Origin of the sequence: Grimontia marina, from assembly GCF_900060185.1 — a bacterium.
Lineage (GTDB): Bacteria > Pseudomonadota > Gammaproteobacteria > Enterobacterales > Vibrionaceae > Enterovibrio > Enterovibrio marinus.
Genome location: NZ_FIZY01000028.1, coordinates 20,558 through 38,049, shown reverse-complemented (window position 1 = coordinate 38,049; position 17,492 = coordinate 20,558). Strand labels below are relative to the sequence as shown.

General features: G+C 46.0%; 17 protein-coding genes. 8 read left to right on the top strand and 9 right to left on the bottom strand.

The genetic code is table 11. From position 1 onward, the window contains the following. Positions 1-91: 91 nt before the first annotated feature. The gene (gene pdsO / locus GMA8713_RS14970; RefSeq protein ID WP_062711504.1) at positions 92-820 is read left to right on the top strand and encodes a sortase-associated OmpA-like protein PdsO; all 729 of its coding nucleotides are present in this window, start codon (positions 92-94) and stop codon (positions 818-820) included. A gap of 12 nt (positions 821-832) precedes the next feature. Further along, positions 833-1,282 carry a GNAT family N-acetyltransferase gene (locus tag GMA8713_RS14965; protein WP_062711501.1) on the top strand — a complete coding sequence of 150 codons (450 nt, stop codon included), beginning with the start codon at positions 833-835 and terminating at the stop codon, positions 1,280-1,282. Position 1,283: 1 nt separating this feature from the next. On the opposite strand, the gene GMA8713_RS14960 is transcribed toward GMA8713_RS14965, so the two are convergent. From GMA8713_RS14960 to GMA8713_RS14945, 4 genes are all read right to left on the bottom strand, one after another. Further along, entirely contained in the window at positions 1,284-1,766 is a 483-nt protein-coding gene (locus GMA8713_RS14960; protein WP_062711498.1) for a methylated-DNA--[protein]-cysteine S-methyltransferase, read from the bottom strand. 9 nt (positions 1,767-1,775) lie between these two features. Then, positions 1,776-3,062, bottom strand: coding sequence for a bifunctional transcriptional activator/DNA repair enzyme AdaA (locus GMA8713_RS14955; RefSeq protein WP_062711495.1), 1,287 nt, complete (start codon positions 3,060-3,062; stop codon positions 1,776-1,778). A 148-nt stretch (positions 3,063-3,210) separates the two neighbouring features. Beyond that, positions 3,211-3,633 (bottom strand): DUF3010 family protein, encoded by a 423-nt coding sequence (locus GMA8713_RS14950; protein WP_062711492.1) that lies wholly within the window; start codon positions 3,631-3,633, stop codon positions 3,211-3,213. 104 nt (positions 3,634-3,737) lie between these two features. Then, positions 3,738-4,892, bottom strand: coding sequence for an HD-GYP domain-containing protein (locus tag GMA8713_RS14945; protein ID WP_062711489.1), 1,155 nt, complete (start codon positions 4,890-4,892; stop codon positions 3,738-3,740). Between the two features lie 499 nt (positions 4,893-5,391). Between GMA8713_RS14945 and GMA8713_RS14940 the strand changes: the two genes are divergently transcribed. Further along, a complete protein-coding gene (locus tag GMA8713_RS14940; protein WP_062711486.1) occupies positions 5,392-5,913 on the top strand; it encodes an NUDIX domain-containing protein in 522 nt (173 codons plus the stop codon). A 54-nt stretch (positions 5,914-5,967) separates the two neighbouring features. On the opposite strand, the gene GMA8713_RS14935 is transcribed toward GMA8713_RS14940, so the two are convergent. Further along, positions 5,968-6,870, bottom strand: a complete 903-nt coding sequence (locus GMA8713_RS14935) for a lipid A deacylase LpxR family protein (RefSeq protein ID WP_062711484.1) — start codon at positions 6,868-6,870, stop codon at positions 5,968-5,970. A gap of 87 nt (positions 6,871-6,957) precedes the next feature. On the opposite strand from GMA8713_RS14935, the gene GMA8713_RS14930 reads away from it, so the two are divergent. From GMA8713_RS14930 to viaA, 3 genes are all read left to right on the top strand, one after another. Then, on the top strand, positions 6,958-7,806 hold the full coding sequence (locus tag GMA8713_RS14930) for a sulfurtransferase (protein WP_062711481.1): 849 nt from the start codon (positions 6,958-6,960) through the stop codon (positions 7,804-7,806). A gap of 296 nt (positions 7,807-8,102) precedes the next feature. Further along, on the top strand, positions 8,103-9,737 hold the full coding sequence (locus GMA8713_RS14925; protein ID WP_198159516.1) for an AAA family ATPase: 1,635 nt from the start codon (positions 8,103-8,105) through the stop codon (positions 9,735-9,737). Between the two features lie 9 nt (positions 9,738-9,746). Then, on the top strand, positions 9,747-11,195 hold the full coding sequence (gene viaA / locus GMA8713_RS14920) for an ATPase RavA stimulator ViaA (protein ID WP_062711477.1): 1,449 nt from the start codon (positions 9,747-9,749) through the stop codon (positions 11,193-11,195). Positions 11,196-11,267: 72 nt separating this feature from the next. On the opposite strand, the gene GMA8713_RS14915 is transcribed toward viaA, so the two are convergent. The 4 genes from GMA8713_RS14915 to GMA8713_RS14900 form a co-directional block, all read right to left on the bottom strand. Further along, entirely contained in the window at positions 11,268-11,891 is a 624-nt protein-coding gene (locus GMA8713_RS14915) for a LysE family translocator (protein WP_232314454.1), read from the bottom strand. A gap of 161 nt (positions 11,892-12,052) precedes the next feature. Continuing rightward, positions 12,053-12,847, bottom strand: coding sequence for an ABC transporter ATP-binding protein (locus tag GMA8713_RS14910; protein WP_062711471.1), 795 nt, complete (start codon positions 12,845-12,847; stop codon positions 12,053-12,055). Continuing rightward, positions 12,844-13,755: an ABC transporter permease gene (locus GMA8713_RS14905; protein WP_062664361.1), complete on the bottom strand. Its 912-nt coding sequence runs from the start codon at positions 13,753-13,755 to the stop codon at positions 12,844-12,846. Before GMA8713_RS14905 ends, GMA8713_RS14910 begins: the two co-directional genes overlap by 4 nt. 18 nt (positions 13,756-13,773) lie before the next feature. After that, positions 13,774-14,742, bottom strand: coding sequence for an ABC transporter substrate binding protein (locus GMA8713_RS14900; protein WP_062711468.1), 969 nt, complete (start codon positions 14,740-14,742; stop codon positions 13,774-13,776). Positions 14,743-15,483: 741 nt separating this feature from the next. On the opposite strand from GMA8713_RS14900, the gene nhaD reads away from it, so the two are divergent. Both nhaD and GMA8713_RS14890 read left to right on the top strand, forming a co-directional pair. Beyond that, complete coding sequence (gene nhaD / locus GMA8713_RS14895) at positions 15,484-16,911, top strand: sodium:proton antiporter NhaD (RefSeq protein ID WP_062711465.1); 1,428 nt, start codon at positions 15,484-15,486, stop codon at positions 16,909-16,911. A 113-nt stretch (positions 16,912-17,024) separates the two neighbouring features. Further along, entirely contained in the window at positions 17,025-17,483 is a 459-nt protein-coding gene (locus GMA8713_RS14890) for a dCMP deaminase family protein (protein WP_062711464.1), read from the top strand. Positions 17,484-17,492 lie beyond the last annotated feature (9 nt).

Genomic DNA, 17,492 nt, shown 5'->3' with positions numbered 1-17,492 from the left:
CAGTCCGTGCCATTTTGCCTTGTTTTAATGACCTCATCGAAACAACGAACGGGTTCTCCCTTCACAAACTGAAATGGATGAGGATATAACGATGAACAAAATGAATAAAACACTGGCAGCAATCTCTCTGGTTATTCCTATGACTGTCTCTACGGCTTACGCTGCAGACCAAACTCTGAATACTGAGCGTGACCAAACAACAGAAATGATTGGCTTTGGTGGAGGTGCTGCACTGGGAGCTGTGATTGGAGGTCCTGTCGGCGCGGTCGCGGGTGCCATTGTGGGTGGTTTGATTGGCCAGGTAGCCAGTGTCGAAGAGCAAAATGAGCAGCAGGCGATGGTGATTGCTGATATCAACGAACAGAACGTACAACTTGAAACTTATCGCTCGCTATATGCTGAAAACGAAATCGAACTGGCAAAACTCAAAGCTGAGATGAATGAAAAAGAAATCGCATTGGAGTTAGCGATGGATATTCAGTTCAGAACCAATTCATCTGAGATAGAGCCTCATTTCCAACTACAGCTTGATGAAATCGCCGCACTGATGCGCCAACAGCCGGATGTGCAATGGGATCTAGAGGGGCATGCTGATGTGCGTGGTAATGAAGAGTATAATTTGAAACTGTCACTTCAGCGTGTGCAGGCAGTTTACGGCTACTTGGTTGAACAAGGTGTCAATCCTTCTCAGTTGGAACAAACAGCATTTGGTAACCAATTGGCTCTTGAAAAAGAAGGCGATCGTGAAGGCTACTTCTTCGACCGCCGAGTTAGCCTGCGCTCAGTGTCTGATGCTATGCCTACAGCCAATAACCAATAAAGGGAGCTGGATATGATTATTCGTCCAGCAACATTAGAAGATGCAGAGCGCATTAATGCGCTCTGCCACACTCTGGGTTATCCGTCTGATTTGGAAAACACCGAGCTGCGTTTAGAAAAGATCATGAAGCAGCCGAGGGATGCGCTTTTTGTCGCAGAGTTGTGTGACTTGGTGGTGGGGTATATCGCAGTACATACCGTTGATGTTGTTCACGACGACATGCCCTGGGGAAGAATTTCATCCATGGTTATTGATGAAAATTTTCGCGATATGAGTATTGGAAAGCAGTTACTCGAACATGCTGAAGCTTACCTTAAAAAACAAAATTGCCATCGTATTGAAGTGACCAGTCATATCAGTCGCGAAGAGGCGCATGGGTTTTATCTTCATTTGGGGTACCGCATTACGCCGCTTCGGTTTATCAAACTACTGGCTCAACGTGTGCTGGTGGCAGCGAGTTAAACTATTTCGCCATGGCCTGTTCATGCTTCAGCAACCAGGCCTTGGCATCTAACCCTCCGGCGTATCCTGTCAGCTTTCCATCCTTTCCAATAACCCGGTGGCAGGGAACAATAATCGCTACAGGGTTCTGGCCATTCGCTGCTCCAACTGCGCGAGAGGCCTTTGGTCTGCCAACATCAACCGCTAGTTCACCATAGCTGCGTGTTTCACCCGGTGGGATTGATTGTAGTGCCTCCCAAACCTCGCATTGGAAAGCAGTACCTAAAAGATCCAATGGCACATCAAACTTAATGACTTCACCGGCGAAATACTTATCTAACTGGGAAATGATGGATTCGAAAGGTTCGCGAGTTATGACCTCTTCGTCTGATACCGGAATATCGTATTTGTATTCGGGCAGTGAGAGGGAAGTCAGCCCTTTGTCTGAAGCTGTGAGGGTTATCGCGCCGAGTGGTGACTTGTATTCGTAACGGTACTGTTTCATGATGTGTCCTTATTCATTGCCCAAGACGGTGTTGGCTTGACTTAATGCGTTAATGTCATTGAAAGCCAGGGCGAGATAGCTTCTCCAAGGTTTTGCTGAAGTCGTCAGATCTGCGTTAAATAGGTCAAGATCTGATATATCTGGGAGACTTAATCCTCGAAGGCGAGCATAAGCGTATTGCGCCTGACTAAGATGTACTGACGGTGAAGTTTCTGGCCAGGATTCATGCTTGAATCGCTTACAAATTGCTGACCAGTGTTCTTGGAAAGACGCCTGACTTGATTCAGTGCTATCTAAAAATGAGTTGATGTGAGAGGCAGGCGAGTGAGAGGTGCTTAAGGTCTCTCCTGAATAGGCTCTTACCCCCGCTTCCTCCATATCCCAACAACCAGGGATGCGTATGCCGTTTGAGCACTCGTAAGATGAATTATTTTTCAAAGTGTCATCAATTACTTCTGGGTTGGCGTCCAAATCCAGTAAATATCGAATACGGTTTACAACCTGAAAGAGAAGCTTTGGATCTTCAGTGTCGATGACCACTAGAAAAGCATTTTTGTCTTTCTGCAGTGTGGCGGTAAAGCTGCCTTGTTGCCCTTGGTGGACAAACCTTCTGCCATAGCTAGTATCAGTGAGCCATTCCAAGCCTGAAATCATCCGAGGAGCCATAAATCGTTTAAAGGCAGCCCAGTTGTATGGTGGTCGGAAACTCATGCTCAAAGTTATCGCCTCATGACTTTTTAACTCTTTGCGACGTACCTGGGTGGGTGACAGTGACAACTGTTGTAGGAAGCAGTCGTTAAAACGCCTAACACTGTTAAATCCGGAGGCAAAAGCGATATCAGTTACTGAGAGTTGGCTTTCATGCAGAAGCTTTTTAGCAAACAGAATTTGCTGATATTGAGCGTACTGTTTTGGTGAGCAACCTAGCGATTCAGTAAACAGCTTTCGTAGATACCGATCGCTGACACCAAGCCGCTCGGCCAATTCTGGTACGCTATGCTCATGCAGGTAGCCCTCATTAATGAAGCTTAATGCTCGCCTGAAGGTGGTTTCTTTTCCCATCCAGGCTGGTGAACCGGGAGCGCTGTCGGGGCGACAACGAAGGCAGGGCCTAAACCCCTGAGCTGCTGCTTCAATCGCAGAGGAATAGTAACGAACGTTCTCTTCTTTTGGGGAAGGAGCAGGGCAGATAGGGCGACAGTAGATACCTGTCGACACCACGCCAATGAAGAACAAACCATCAAAGCGGGCATCGCGGGATATTCTGGCTTGTTTGTAGGTAGTAGTGTCCGTCATATGTAGGTCTTGATGATCGTTTTAATAAACATATCATCATGAATGAAGGGCATTAGCCAGAAACGGAACTGAATAGATTGTCAGGCTTGAGCCTAAAGAAAGAAAAAGGGCTGCGAAAGCAGCCCTCGATACTCGTTAATACTGAGGATTACTTGTTCAGGTAGGCACAAGCAGTAAGGAACGCTTGTTCCTGAAATTGCTTCAGGCCAACTTCTTTCAGTGAAACCTGAATAGGGTTGCGTTTGAGTGAAGCTTTCATTTCAGATGAGGTGAATACTTCTGCTTCAATGCCATCTAGAAGTTGCAGTGCTGCTTCCATTTTGAAGCCTACTGCGCTGCCCGCGAATTTACCTTTGGTAGGACGCTCACGGATAACAATCTTTTCAATTTTGTAGTCTTCCACCAGCTTGGCGACTTGCTTTTTGAAGTTGCGGATCTGCTCGGCACTTGCCGCGTCAGTAATCGTAAATTTTCGCGCGCGACACTCTGGCACTTCAAACAGACCTTGATTAGATTCCAGAAGGCAAATGTTTGCTTCGTTGCTTTTTAAATCGACAGCACAAATACGCATTGTTTCAGTTCCACAATTAAAAGAGCCGACAAGTATAAGAAAAACTGTCGGCTAGGTCATGAAATAAAAAAGAGAAGTAGTGCGATTGGTGAAGAATAGAACGATTAACGGAATTCGGAGAAATCTGTTTTGAGCTTTGCTTCAGTCAGCCCACGTATGATTTTGAGATCAGGTCGTTTTTTTAGGTCGATGAACTCAACTTCACGAAAAGATTCAGTTTTCGCGGAATAGAACAGTTTCACCGTTGGGGTCATCAAGTCATCCGGATTTTCTTTGCATACCAATCCAACCCTACCGTTACTAAGTTCTACCACAGATCCGATAGGATAGAAGCCAACACAGCGAATGAATTGTTTAAGAAGATCTGGGTCGAGATGGAAAGGTGTTAGACCAAGCATTATCTTGAACGCCTCTGACGCTGATAAAGCAGGCTTGTAACAACGCTCGGCAGTTAACGCATCGTAAATATCGATAATACAGGACATGCGTCCAATTAGTGTAAGTTCATCACCTTTTAGTCCATTCGGGTAACCGTTGCCGTCAATCTTTTCATGGTGCATCAAGCTGACGTCTCTACTGAGCTTGGGTAAATCCATCATGCTATCCAAAACTGGCTGCGACAGTGTTTGATGCTCCTTCATGTGAAGAAACTCTTCGTCGGTAAGCTTGCCCGGCTTGTTTAGCACTTCATCACGAATCAGGATCTTGCCAATGTCGTGTACAAGGCCACCAATGGCGAGCTCTTCCAGCGTCTGGCGGTCAAGTTCCAGATACCGACCGAAATTCACTAGATGGAATGCCACATTCATTGAATGATCGAGCAGGTAGGCGCTTTTTTCACGGATGCCGCTGATCCAAAAAACGGCGTCTCTCCGCTCGAAAATATTCTCTACGATATCGGAACTGACTTGCTTGATGGGTTCAATGTCGACAGGTTTGTTTTCGTAGACATCGTTGAGTAGTTTGCTCAGTTGTTTCTTTGATTTGTCTACCAGTTCTTTGGCGGCAACGAGCTCGTCGCTACCTTTAATAGACGAGTGCTCACCCACTTTTGTTTCGTGATACTGAATTTCGTCATCGGAAATGACTTGGTCTGCGTCGACATAAACGAAAAGCACGCCTTTGTATCGCAGGTTATTAATGGTTTCTTCTTGTCTGATGAAACCGGGCTTTTTCATCTTTGTGCGGGCGCATTGAGATTCAATTTGCTCGACGTACATGCCGATCTCAACATTATCAATGGCGACTTTCTGCAGCATTAATGCTTGCTCCGTTAAAAATCATTCGGATAGGCTCTCACTTTTTAAACCACGCCATGCTGTAAAAGTAATTGGGGTTACTACGTTATTGATGAATATAATTATATACAAAATACAAACTGGCATCTCTAAAATGAAACAAATTTGTCGATAAAATTTCAAAAACGCCGAATGATATTCTGTAATAGCTATATATGTAGAGGTTTCATCTGGTATAGGTTAATGATTTATTTGACTTTACTGTTTAGAAAGTGTCGAAGCGTATCCGTGCGATGAATATATGTCACCATTTCACAATCGCCACAATCGCCAATCTGATCATTAGATTACGGGACTCATTTAAGATTTCATGTATTCTAAGAAGCTAATTGCGAATTGCAACAACTGTTATGTTTCTCATTAACTCAAAGCGTTAGGTCGATCGCATTTTATATTTGCCCTATATGTTTGTACTCGTTAGAGTTCGTCTCTTCGCGTAGTAAGCTACCTGAGTTAAATCATGCAGATTCTAAAAACCAGCTACCATCCTAGTGTTCTTCCTCTCGAAGATAAGACCAGTTTCCACCGACGCGCGGCGCGCGCAATCGTCGTGAAAGAGGACAAAATCCTCCTACTGTTCACTGAGCGTTACTATGACTATTCGCTCCCTGGTGGTGGTATCGATGAGCATGAAGATAAAGTGCAAGGTTTAGTCCGTGAACTTAGCGAAGAGACAGGAGCGCAAAATATTCGAAACATTCGTGAATTTGGCGCTTACGAAGAGTTCCGCCCTTGGCACAAGCCGGATTTTGATACGGTGCACATGATGTCTTATTGTTTCTGGTGTGACATTGATGATGAGCTTGGCGAAGTATCCTTAGAAGATTACGAAGTGAAAAATGGAATGCGACCACTGTGGGTTAATATCCATGAGGCTATTGCCCACAACAAACAGACTATAGCTAATAATGATAAGCGAGGCTTATCGATTGAGCGTGAAACGTATCTGTTGGAGCTTATTGTCAAAGAATTAGGCTTGTAGCATCGGATCAGAAAGGGCTGGATATCCAGCCCTTTGCTATTATTGCAGAGTTAACTAGTAGCGATAGAAAAGCGTAAAGTTTGCATAGGCACTGTGATTCCGCTCTGACTCTTCATATTGCTTAGAATGCGCGGTGACAGAAGCCACTGCACCCCAATGTTGTGAATACCAAGTGACTCCACCAGATATACCGGCTTGTACGCGTTCCACATGAACATCGCCATTCTCGGGTGGTTTATCACCCTCTATAGTTATGTCACCAAATCGATATCGTGCCTCAACGGATGTAAAGAAGAACATGCCATTGTCTGAGTGGCTGAGTAGGCCAACATCGACCGCGTTACCGGGTAATACAGATGTTGAGCCGAAGGTATTCCCAAGGTCAAAACCAAAGCGATAGGTGCCGCCGACGGCGACTTCACTCTGGAAGTTACCACCCTGACCACGACCAAACGCGCTGAACTCTCCAATAGGGCTTCGTGTTATCAGTTGGTGGGCTTCAAGCCCAACTTGATAGATGAATTCATTATCTATTTGATAATTCCACCCTTTGGGATCGGGTGAACCGATGATTTCATGAACAATAGATTGCGCTTCTTCCGCATAAGAGTCAGGTCCTACTGTGCCAAGCATCAGACTTCCTTTAAGAGCGTAGAAGTCGGTTTGATGATATGCACGGCCCATCCCATAAACCAAGCCGGCATAAGAACGTTCATTGGGTTGTGGCTTAGTGAGCTCTATATCTGAAGGCGTCCACATTTGTGATCCAATTTCGAGGCTATAGCCAATCACGCTTGGGTCGGATGACCACCGGAGGAAAAGGCCGCTGGTATAATCCCTGTCAGTGCCTAATGCCCCATCATTATCGATGGAGAATGAAACCGTGGCAGCTTGACTTGTGGCGCTAAACAGGGGTAAAGCGAAAATCGCTGCGCCAATGAATCTGCGTGACAACATAATGTCCTTTGTATTATTTAATAGCGACTTGGCCCATGCTATACCATTCGACAGAGTCTTACGACGGCTAGCTATAAGGAGAGTGATTTGCTACAGATAAATGAAGTATTAGTCAGTGCTGAATGGTTAAGAGATAACCTTGACTCACCGAAACTTAAGCTGGTAGATGCCAGTTGGTTTATGCCAGGTACGGACAGAAACGCCAAATCTGAATGGTCAACGAAACGTATCCCCGGTTCAGTGTATTTCGATTTTGATGGCGAGATATATGATAAAACTTCTCCTCTCCCGCATATGCTGCCATCAGAAGCCCAATTTGAAGCCGCTGTCGCAGAGTTGGGGATCAGTAATGAAGATGACATCGTTGTTTATGATACAGCAGGTATCTTCTCATCCCCGCGAGTGTGGTGGATGTTTAAAGTCATGGGCCACCAGAATGTCGCACTGTTGGATGGTGGGATGCCGGCTTGGGAAGGTATTGGCGGCGAGTTAGATACCGATGTGCCTCAATCCCCGACCTCGACCGGCTATAAGGCAAAGCTTGATAAAGAGGGTGTCATTAACTCAAAAGACCTCTTGGCAGGTATTGAGGCGGAATCTTTGAATGTCGTTGATGTTCGACCTGCGGATCGTTTCTCTGGCTGTGTTGCTGAACCTAGACCTGGTGTGAGAAGTGGACATATGCCAACCGCAAAAAACTTACCTTTTCTTTCACTCACCGAGAATGGCAAGTTCAAGTCAAAAGAAACACTGTCAATGCTTCTCTCGCAAGTCCTATCTAAAGATAAGCCTAATGTGTCCTCCTGCGGTTCAGGTGTGACTGCATGTACATTTGCACTGGCGGCGGAATGGGCGTTGGGTACCAAGATAGCAGTTTATGATGGCTCCTGGACCGAGTGGGGCAGTAACACTGAGCTTCCAGTGGTGAAAGACTAGCTAACCCATTGAGTAAAGCCCTCGCTAATGCGGGGGCTTTTTTATGTCTGCTGCTCAAAGAAAATTTTGGATGTTGCCAGTGTGTGAATGAAACGATGTAAAAGTCGATATGTGTTGCGTAATTTCCATGCAACAAAAATGAAAACTAAGATTGAAAGGTGGAAGGGATCAAACTTGAAATGGTATACAAGATGTAAGCAGATATTAATGGTTACAAGGTGTTAACAATATGATAAGAGTGAATTCATGTTGTTGATTAATATACACGGAGCAGCAACGTGACGAATCAAATCGCTATGACTACAAATAATGTTTTACTCCCAGAACGCATTCAGAAACTTGTACATGCCCTTTCAAATGGCGTTTACGAGAGGGAGAACACTATTCGTCTTTGTCTGCTTGCAGCACTCAGCGGTGAAAGTGTTTTTTTGTTGGGGCCTCCAGGGATCGCTAAAAGTTACATCGCAAAACGTTTGATTCAAGCGTTTGATGACAGTCGCTTTTTCGAGTATCTGATGACCCGTTTTTCCACGCCTGAAGAGGTGTTTGGCCCACTTTCTATTCAGGAACTCAAAGACAACGGCAAATATGTACGCCTAACTGATGGCTACCTGCCTACCGCAGACGTCGTGTTTCTGGATGAGATCTGGAAAGCCGGTCCTGCCATTTTAAATACCTTACTGACAGTTGTTAACGAGCGTGTTTTCCGTAACGGTTGTGAAGTACTGCCGGTTCCGATGCGCCTTCTTGTGACTGCCTCTAACGAACTGCCAGAACCAGACAGCGGTTTAGACGCGCTGTACGACCGCATGCTGGTGCGTATCTTCGTCAACCGCATTCAGGAGAAAAGCAACTTCAAGCGCTTGCTGACGGGGGAAAGCGGAGAGGCTGAGATTTCTATTGGCAGTGATATTTCTATCAAGGCACATGAATACGAACAATGGCAGCATCAGATCGACAATGTTTCATTGTCTGACGACGTGTTTGAAAAAATCTATGCGTTAAAGATGATATTGGAAAGGGAAGCGGAAGAAGGAGGGAATAACTTTCCACCAGAAGAACTCTACATATCTGACCGCCGTTGGAAAAAAGCGGTTCGTCTTCTCAAGGCAAGTGCGTTCTTCAATGGTCGAAATGATGTTAATCCTGTCGATCTCTTGCTGCTGCAGGAATGTTTATGGCACAGCCCTGAGTCACGCAATGTCGTGACTGATGTGATGCGCCGCTTTGCGCAGGAAATTTGCTTCAACCAACAAGAAGCATTAGCCATTGCTAATGAAGCGAATGAGGACAGTCGCGAGTTGGCTGAAGAAATTAAGAATGTACTCGGTCACACTGCAAATACTGAGCTTTCGATGCGCAAAGAAAAGAACCGCATCGACTTGTCAGGTGCGCGCCGTTATTCGGTCAATATGGCGAATAATTTGGTCAAGTTTGTGATGTTGGACTCCAACCCTTCTGTGTCAGAGAAAGAGAAGGGTGACAGTCGTTGGGTATATGTTGATGCCACTGAGTTTGAAAAGAAAATCAAGAACGGAGCGTGCGACGTGTACGGCTACGTCAATAAGAATCCTAATCTCTGCTTGTTGAAGTTTGACGTTGATGGTGAGCACCGGCTGGTGATCAAAGATATCGCAAACCGTCCGGTACCCGTCGCAATTGCGGGAGTTGATGACAATGATACGAATACCTTTTCTGAGTGGCAAACGCGCAATGAAGCGTCCATTGCTAAAATTGATGATGCAAAACATTTAATTCGGGTTGCCAGAACACAAATCAACGCTACGCTACCGCATCACTTTGCAAATTCCGAACTATTGGAACTGCTCGCAAACAGCATTACTGATGCAGAAGAAACGTTGCAGCGTCAAACAACGAAGTTTGAAAAAGGTGCGTTCAGAACACGAATGTTAACGGAATACTTCGAGTAAGGAGGAGTTATGGTCAGTCCAGAAAGCCTCCATCTAGGTATGATGCTTGCGGAAACTGGGATGTTGGAACACGCAGTTACTGAGGTGATGGCAAAGCCGCAACTTCTGGTGATTACGGAATCCAGTCCTTCCGCAAAATCAGCAGTGCGGGCGCATATTCGTAAATGGCGCCATTCAGTGAAGCGCCGTCTCAGTACAGATTGTATTACCAACGACTTAAAACAAGAGATACAGCTATACCAAGAAGCAGTTGCTCTTCCTCAGCATGACTTTGCCAATCAGGCGAAAGTGATGTTCAGGAAACTCGAAGGAAAGTCAGCTTTCTATCTTGAAGCACGTAGAATACTAGAGAAGAACATAGCGAAAGAAACCCCAATGTTTCAGGCCTACTTTTGTAATAAGTGGTATGAGCATTTAGCGAGTGCCATTCAGCAAGCTCAGCAAAAAGAGCTTGAGGCGTACAAAGATAAACTACTCAAAGAGCTTTATCAACGCATTGAAACATACAAAACACTCGAAAACGTTCAAGAATATGGAACCATCGAAAAGGTTGGGCGCCTGTGGGATTTAGCGTCATCCAAGGTGACCCAAACGGATGTCGAGTTACTGAAACGCTTTGTGACTTTCCTGAGAGAGAACAAGGATCTTCAGGAGATTGCCGAGAAACTTGGTCGCATGGCGAATGAGGTCGATGACCCGTCACTACACCGGTCACCGGCAGAAGAGTTGAAGCTGGTTGAAGAACCTGATGACAATGTTGCTGATGACATTGTTGGTGTTCACCAAAGTGATAACCTTGAGCGCATCGTACCGAATGAAACGATTTATCTCGCTGAACCCGCGTTAGAAGTTCTTTTCTACAAACACTTTGCCGACAAACGGCTACTGACTTATCGCATGCAAGGTATGCAGCGTACATTACGAAAGGTCAAATCCTTCAAGCCTGAATGTAAGCAGGTAGAAATTGAGAAAGGGCCTTTTCTGATTTGCGTGGATGCATCAGGCTCTATGAATGGGTTTCCGGAGCAGTGTGCGAAAGCAATGGCTTACGCGTTGATGCAAATCGCGGTGAAAGAAGACCGCGATTGTTCTGTGATGATTTTCTCGACTGACCACATTACCTATGAATTGACGGGTGAGCAGGGTTTGAAAGAGGCACTGAATTTCCTGTCTTATTCATTCCACGGTGGGACAGACTTAGAGCCTGTCCTGAACCATTCGATTGATTTGATGGGAACAGACAAATACCGTAATGCGGATCTAGTGGTTATCTCTGACTTTATCGCCCCGGTTCAGCCGCAAGAAGTACAAGATAAAGTGGACGCGTTGAAACAGCAGTACAACCGCTTCCACGCCATTAATCTTTCCAAATATGGAAACCCAAAGTTGATGGAAATGTTCGATCACACTTGGGATTACCATCCATCACTGATGGGACGTTTGTTGAAACGGTTTTAACGACCTAAATCAGGACTTGATCAAAAAGCCCCGGCAAAACTGGGGCTTTTCACATTCAGTTCAAAAACGATATCAATTGGTTCGCTCTGAAAATGCGAGTTTTAAACCCAAAGCGGCAAAACTTCCTGCGAACGCTCTTTGCAATCCCACCGTTAAACGCTCGGAATTGATGATGTAATCACGCACCAAAGCCGCGAGGGCGCCATAAATCAGAAACACTATAAATGTCATCGCCATGAAAAGACTTCCCAACACCAACATGTTGGTGGTTGGAGAGGTAACTTGGGCAGGAACGAATTGGGGTAAGAATGCCATAAAGAAAATCGTGAGTTTAGGGTTAAGCACGTTCATCAGGCAGCCTTTAATGGCTACGCCCACCATACTCATCGGTTCTTTTTCTTCGTTAAGTGAAAGGACACTGCTCGAACGCCACATGGTCCAAGCAAGGTAAAGGAGATATGCAACACCCACGTATTTGACTACCTGAAAAGCAATTGCACTGGTATGCAAAATGATGGCTAGTCCAGTAATACTGGCAAGCATAGAAGGAACAATACCCACGGTGCAGCCTAAAGATGCCCAGATGGTTGCCCTTGAGCCAAGAAACAATCCAGTAGAAACAGTATAAAGCACGCCAGTTCCGGGGATCAGCACAACGACCAGAGAGGTTATTAGAAACTCTAAACTTACCATCATTTCCTTCCTTTCTATCAAAGGTAATCAGATCCTATTTCTTGACTATGTCACCAATCGACTTGATTTACTCGTTGTAGGTTTGAAATCCTGCCCAATACTGCCGCATAAAAACAAGAGGGCAGTCGAAACTGCCCTTTAAGATTCATCTTTAGAGATGTCACTCAGCTTAGTAGTAAGCTGTCGTCAGCAAGCTCTTCACCACGGACTTTGCTGAACATTTCCAGTAACTGCGGAACACCCATGTTGGTGCGTTCTTTACCTTCGACATCCAGAACAATTTCACCTTGGTGAAGCATCACTGTGCGATCGCCACAAGCCAGTGCATCTTTCATAGAGTGAGTCACCATGAGTGCCGTCAAACCAAACTCTGTGATGACTTTCTTGGTCAGATCGATAACAAAGGCTGCCATTCTAGGGTCAAGCGCGGCTGTGTGTTCATCTAGCAACAATAGTTTACTGTCAGACAGTGTTGCCATCACCAGACTCACAGCCTGACGCTGACCACCGGAAAGCAGGCCAATGCTGTCGCCCAGACGGTCTTCCAGACCAAGTCCGAGAATGGAAATACGCTCTTTGAATATATCCCGACGTTTGCCAGACAGCGCAAGGTTCCAGCCTCGCATACTTCCTCGCTTATAGGCCAATGCGAGATTTTCCTCGATGCTCAAAGAAGCACAAGTGCCGGCTAGCGGATCCTGAAACACACGGGCGGCGAGAGCAGCACGCTGGTGGACCTGCTGTTTAGTCACATCCGTACCGTCGATAATCACGCGACCGCCAACCATGGGAGTTTCGCCAGATACCGCACCCAATAATGTAGATTTACCTGCCCCATTAGAACCGATAATTGTCAGGAACTGGTTTTCAGGGACCGTAAGCGAAACGCTGCGAAGGGCGCGATTTTCTAATACGGTACCTGGGTTGAAGGTGACTTGAATGTCTTTTAGTTCGATCATTTCACCGCCCCCGCTTCTTTCATTTTCTTATTTTTCTGGTACTGCTGTTTCGCTTTCGGCGCAACCAACGCCAGTGCCACCAGTACAGCGGTTACAAGGTTCAGGTCGGATGCTTCCAAACCGAACATGCCAGAACTGAGCGCAAACGCAACTGCCAAACGGTACAAAACCGAACCAAGAATAACGGCTACCACAGCCACCCAGACTTTTCTTCCTGGCAGCAAGGTCTGGCCGAGGATGACTGCCGCAAGGCCGACAACGATGGTTCCCACGCCTGAGGTAACGTCTGCGAAACTATTGGTTTGGGCAAAAAGGGCTCCTGAAAAACCAACAAAGCCATTGGATAATGCGAGGCCAAAGTAGGTGTAAAAGGCAGTGCTTGCTCCTTGTGCTTTCACCATGCGGGCGTTGACACCAGTCGCTCTCAGACCCAAACCAAAGTCACTGCTGAGTAGGCGAATAACAAATAGCGCACTGAGTACAACCAGAACGAAAACCACCAGCGGGCGGGCGTAAACAGGGTCAATGCCCATGTTTTCAAATGGAGTAAGAATGGTATCCACGCCTAATAATGCGATATTTGGGCGTCCCATGATGCGGATATTGATAGAAAATGCGGCGATCATTGTCAGAATACTAGCCAGTAGATTCAAGATCCCGCATTTCACTGTTAGAAATGCAGTAATCAAACCTGTCATGGAGCTGGCAATGATGGCGGCAAAAGTGGAAATCCAAGGATCAACACCTGAAACGATCAGAGTGGCTGCAACAGCAGCTCCCATAGGGAAGCTGCCATCAACAGTAAGATCCGGAAAGTCCAAAACCCGGAAAGTCAGATATACGCCCAGAGCGACCAGGCCATAAACCAGACCTACTTCCAGCGTGCCAAAAAAGGCAATTGAGGTCATGTACTGCTCCTGACGTTATTATTTTTCTACGGTTGTCGCACGGTCCAGCAATGCCTGAGGCACTTCCAGACCCAGTTTTTGAGCTGCTTTTAAGTTAATCGCCAAATCAGAACCTACTGCTACTTTTGCAGGTAGCGCAGATACTTCCTCGCCATTCAGCAGGGCAGCGACGTAGTCAGCCGTTTGAACACCGATTTGGTAGTAATCGAAGCCCAGTGCAGCTACAGCACCGTTAGGGATATATGAGGTTGCACCTCCGATAACAGGTTTCTTCGCTTGATTAGCTGCACCTACAAGACCGTCTATCGCACTGGCAACTGTATTATCAGTGGGTGCATAGATAGCATCAGCCTGAGAAGCGACGATTTGTGCTGCGGATTGAACGTCGGCACTTTTCAGTGCAGTGCCTTCTACAACTTTCAGCCCTTGCGCTTTAGCAGCTTCGCGAAGTAGTTCAACCAGAGTGACAGCGTTGGCTTCGCCTGGGTTGTAGACGACACCGATAGATTTGATGTTTGGAAGAAGCTCTTTTGCCAGCGCGACGTGCTGTGCCACAGGAGAGAGGTCAGACAGGCCTGTCACGTTTGCATTTGGTTTTGCCATGTCCTTGATGAGTTTTGCGCCAACAGGGTCAGTGACAGCAGTGAATACGACAGGAATAGACTTAGTTGCCGCAACCAGTGCTTGTGCAGAAGGAGTAGCGATACCGACCAGTACGTCTGGCTTCTCACCAACAAATTGGCGGGCAATCTGTACCGCGATGGCAGGATTACCTTGTGCAGTTTGATAAACAAATTCTAGGTTTTTGCCCTCTTCATAGCCTTTGGCTTTTAGGCCATCCAGCAGACCTTTGCGGGTTGCATCAAGTGCTGGGTGCTCAACGATCTGAGAAACAGCCACTTTTGCAGTATCAGCCATTGCTGTTAATGGGGTAGTTAAAAGTGTTGCGGCGCAGCAAGCCGACAGAAGTAGTTTGGACACGTTCATATCATTCTCCGTGATGATTGGCGACTGGGCTTTACACCCAATCTTTCCGCCAGTGTTAATCCATTGTTATATCCAAAATCTGATGCTAAATCAGGCACTAAAGTTGCAGATTAAGACGACCGTTTACATGATTGCAGAGGTCTTATTAGCATATTCCCTGTTAACCCTATAAATAAGATAACTTTTCTAGTCATGAGTAAATGTTGTTTAAAGTTTGTGCATACCAAGGTATGCACTTCATAGTCGTAATTTAAGCAGCGACAGATCTCTTAGTTAAGTTATAAAGCAGTGAATGATATGTCACAATTACTTTGCAGTGGTTGCCTATGCTTTTTGTAAAAAATTTGATCTGAGTAGATCGTCTCATGGATTTTTACATTGTAAATCGAAAGAGTAGGTACGGCAGGCTCTTAGAAAGAGCCCATAGCATTTTTCGGAATTGAAATGGCCGATCATCCTCTCATTTACCAACAGTGAAACATCGCTTTACGCGCAAAAAATCAGGTTTGTGGGTTATGCCGGAAAAGTAAACAATTTACTCTGCATTATTCTGTAACAAGATCTATCATTTGGCCGCGACAATTAGGCTCCCGACCCATGTCCACACTAAGGGTAACAATAAAACTATATATATCAGGGAGTCATGATTTAGGGGCGTTGCGTCTGTGAGTGTATAGAACGAGCATGTATCTCGGCAATGCCCCTCGCGAAATTCATTTAAATTCGCTTGGAGGCACAAGGATGAAGTGTTTAATAGCGTTTGTGTTGCTGTTTTCTTGTAACGCATTCGCCGCTGGTACAGGTAATAGTAACCCGCTAGATTTAACCCAATCAGTTGTCGGCTATATCTCTCTTATCATTTTCGCAGCAGCTTACACTCTGGTCATGCTCGAAGAACAGCTCCATTTAAGGAAGTCAAAACCAGTCCTGCTGGCGGCTGGCCTAATTTGGTTGATGCTCGGTTTTGTTTATTCAAACGCCGGTGAAATCGAAGTGGCACAAAGTGCCATAGAACATAACTTGCTCGAATATGCAGAGCTGATGCTTTTCCTGCTGGTTGCTATGACCTATATTTCTGCGATGGAAGAGCGACGCCTGTTTGATGGTCTGAAAGCTTGGATCGTCGGCAAGGGCTACGATCTCCGTCAGTTATTCTGGATTACAGGTATCCTTTCTTTCTTCATCTCCCCAATTGCTGACAACCTGACCACTGCGCTTCTAATGTGCACTGTAGTACTGAAAATTGGTGGCGATAACCCAAGATTTATCAATCTGGCTTGCATAAACATTGTTGTTGCTGCCAATGCCGGCGGTGCATTCAGCCCATTTGGTGATATCACCACACTCATGGTTTGGCAGGCAGGATTGGTTAGCTTCTCTGAATTTGGGGCGTTGTTTGTTCCGTCGGTCATCAACTATGTAGTGCCAGCGTTCATCATGTCCTTGTTTATTCCAAAAGATAAACCAGACGTGGTGAACGAGTTTGTCGAAATCAAACGCGGCGCTAAGCGTATTATTGTGCTTTTCCTTTTTACCATCTTAACGGCGGTAGGTTTCCACGGTGTCGTTCACTTCCCACCCGTGATAGGCATGATGATGGGTCTGGCTTACCTGCAATTCTTTGGTTTCTATTTGCGCAAAACATTACCGCGTTCATTGGCAAGAAAACGTGCAGTCGCACAGGCGAAGCAAGATGAAGCAGCACTGAAACGATTGGGCTCAGTCATTCCGTTCGATGTATTCCGCCGTGTTTCACATGCGGAATGGGACACCCTTCTCTTCTTCTATGGTGTTGTAATGTGTGTTGGGGGCCTCAGCTTGATTGGCTACCTCGCAACGATTTCCAACGTCATGTACCTGCAATGGGATCCTATTTGGGCCAACATCATCGTCGGGTTACTGTCCGCGCTTGTTGATAACATTCCGGTCATGTTTGCCGTGCTGACAATGCAGCCGGAAATGTCGATGGGCAATTGGCTTCTTGTCACCCTTACAGCAGGAGTAGGCGGCAGCTTATTGTCATTGGGCTCTGCGGCGGGTGTGGCGCTGATGGGTCAGGCCCGTGGAAAATATACCTTCTTTGGTCATTTGAAGTGGAGCCCAGTTATTATGTTGGGTTACGCGGCGGCAATCATGTGCCATTTGGTAATTAATGAGTCTTTATTCTAGTTATTTTCGGCATTTCACTATGAAAGCGGCCTCAAGGCCGCTTTTTTGTTGAGCTCAGCTTATGGATTAAGCAAAATAGCGGTATTGCGAATGGGTAACTTATTGGAAAAGCGATGATCTCAAAGTGGGCAGTACGTTTCTATCAAATGGCAGAGCTTGTCGGCTCTTGGAGCAAAGATCCTTCAACACAGGTTGGTGCCGTTATTACTAAAGGTAACCGTATTGTCTCTGTCGGTTTTAATGGCTATCCACATGGCATTTCAGACAGTGCGGACACGGATGATCGTGAAATGAAGCTACTAAAGACACTACACGCTGAAGAAAATGCAATTCTCTTTGCCAAACGAGACCTTGCTGACTGCGAAATCTGGGTGACGCATTTCCCATGCCCTAACTGCGCGGCAAAGATTATACAGACTGGCATTACGCAGGTTCACTGCCCAGAACAGACAGAAGATTTCCTTTCCCGCTGGGGAGAGAAAATAAAAGTTAGCGCAGATATGTTTAAACAAGCGGGTGTAGAAGTGACTTGGCTGCCGCTCGAAGCATTGAAAAATACTAACGCTAGCTAGGGTTGCGGC

Excerpts from the sequence above, each read along its gene's own strand:
- pdsO (WP_062711504.1), top strand. The coding sequence starts at position 92 with ATGAACAAAATGAATAAAACACTGGCAGCAATCTCTCTGGTTATTCCT.
- GMA8713_RS14965 (WP_062711501.1), top strand. The coding sequence starts at position 833 with ATGATTATTCGTCCAGCAACATTAGAAGATGCAGAGCGCATTAATGCG.
- GMA8713_RS14960 (WP_062711498.1), bottom strand. The coding sequence starts at position 1,766 with ATGAAACAGTACCGTTACGAATACAAGTCACCACTCGGCGCGATAACC.
- GMA8713_RS14955 (WP_062711495.1), bottom strand. The coding sequence starts at position 3,062 with ATGACGGACACTACTACCTACAAACAAGCCAGAATATCCCGCGATGCC.
- GMA8713_RS14950 (WP_062711492.1), bottom strand. The coding sequence starts at position 3,633 with ATGCGTATTTGTGCTGTCGATTTAAAAAGCAACGAAGCAAACATTTGC.
- GMA8713_RS14945 (WP_062711489.1), bottom strand. The coding sequence starts at position 4,892 with ATGCTGCAGAAAGTCGCCATTGATAATGTTGAGATCGGCATGTACGTC.
- GMA8713_RS14940 (WP_062711486.1), top strand. The coding sequence starts at position 5,392 with ATGCAGATTCTAAAAACCAGCTACCATCCTAGTGTTCTTCCTCTCGAA.
- GMA8713_RS14935 (WP_062711484.1), bottom strand. The coding sequence starts at position 6,870 with ATGTTGTCACGCAGATTCATTGGCGCAGCGATTTTCGCTTTACCCCTG.
- GMA8713_RS14925 (WP_198159516.1), top strand. The coding sequence starts at position 8,103 with ATGACTACAAATAATGTTTTACTCCCAGAACGCATTCAGAAACTTGTA.
- viaA (WP_062711477.1), top strand. The coding sequence starts at position 9,747 with ATGGTCAGTCCAGAAAGCCTCCATCTAGGTATGATGCTTGCGGAAACT.
- GMA8713_RS14915 (WP_232314454.1), bottom strand. The coding sequence starts at position 11,891 with ATGATGGTAAGTTTAGAGTTTCTAATAACCTCTCTGGTCGTTGTGCTG.
- GMA8713_RS14910 (WP_062711471.1), bottom strand. The coding sequence starts at position 12,847 with ATGATCGAACTAAAAGACATTCAAGTCACCTTCAACCCAGGTACCGTA.
- GMA8713_RS14905 (WP_062664361.1), bottom strand. The coding sequence starts at position 13,755 with ATGACCTCAATTGCCTTTTTTGGCACGCTGGAAGTAGGTCTGGTTTAT.
- GMA8713_RS14900 (WP_062711468.1), bottom strand. The coding sequence starts at position 14,742 with ATGAACGTGTCCAAACTACTTCTGTCGGCTTGCTGCGCCGCAACACTT.
- nhaD (WP_062711465.1), top strand. The coding sequence starts at position 15,484 with ATGAAGTGTTTAATAGCGTTTGTGTTGCTGTTTTCTTGTAACGCATTC.
- GMA8713_RS14890 (WP_062711464.1), top strand. The coding sequence starts at position 17,025 with ATGATCTCAAAGTGGGCAGTACGTTTCTATCAAATGGCAGAGCTTGTC.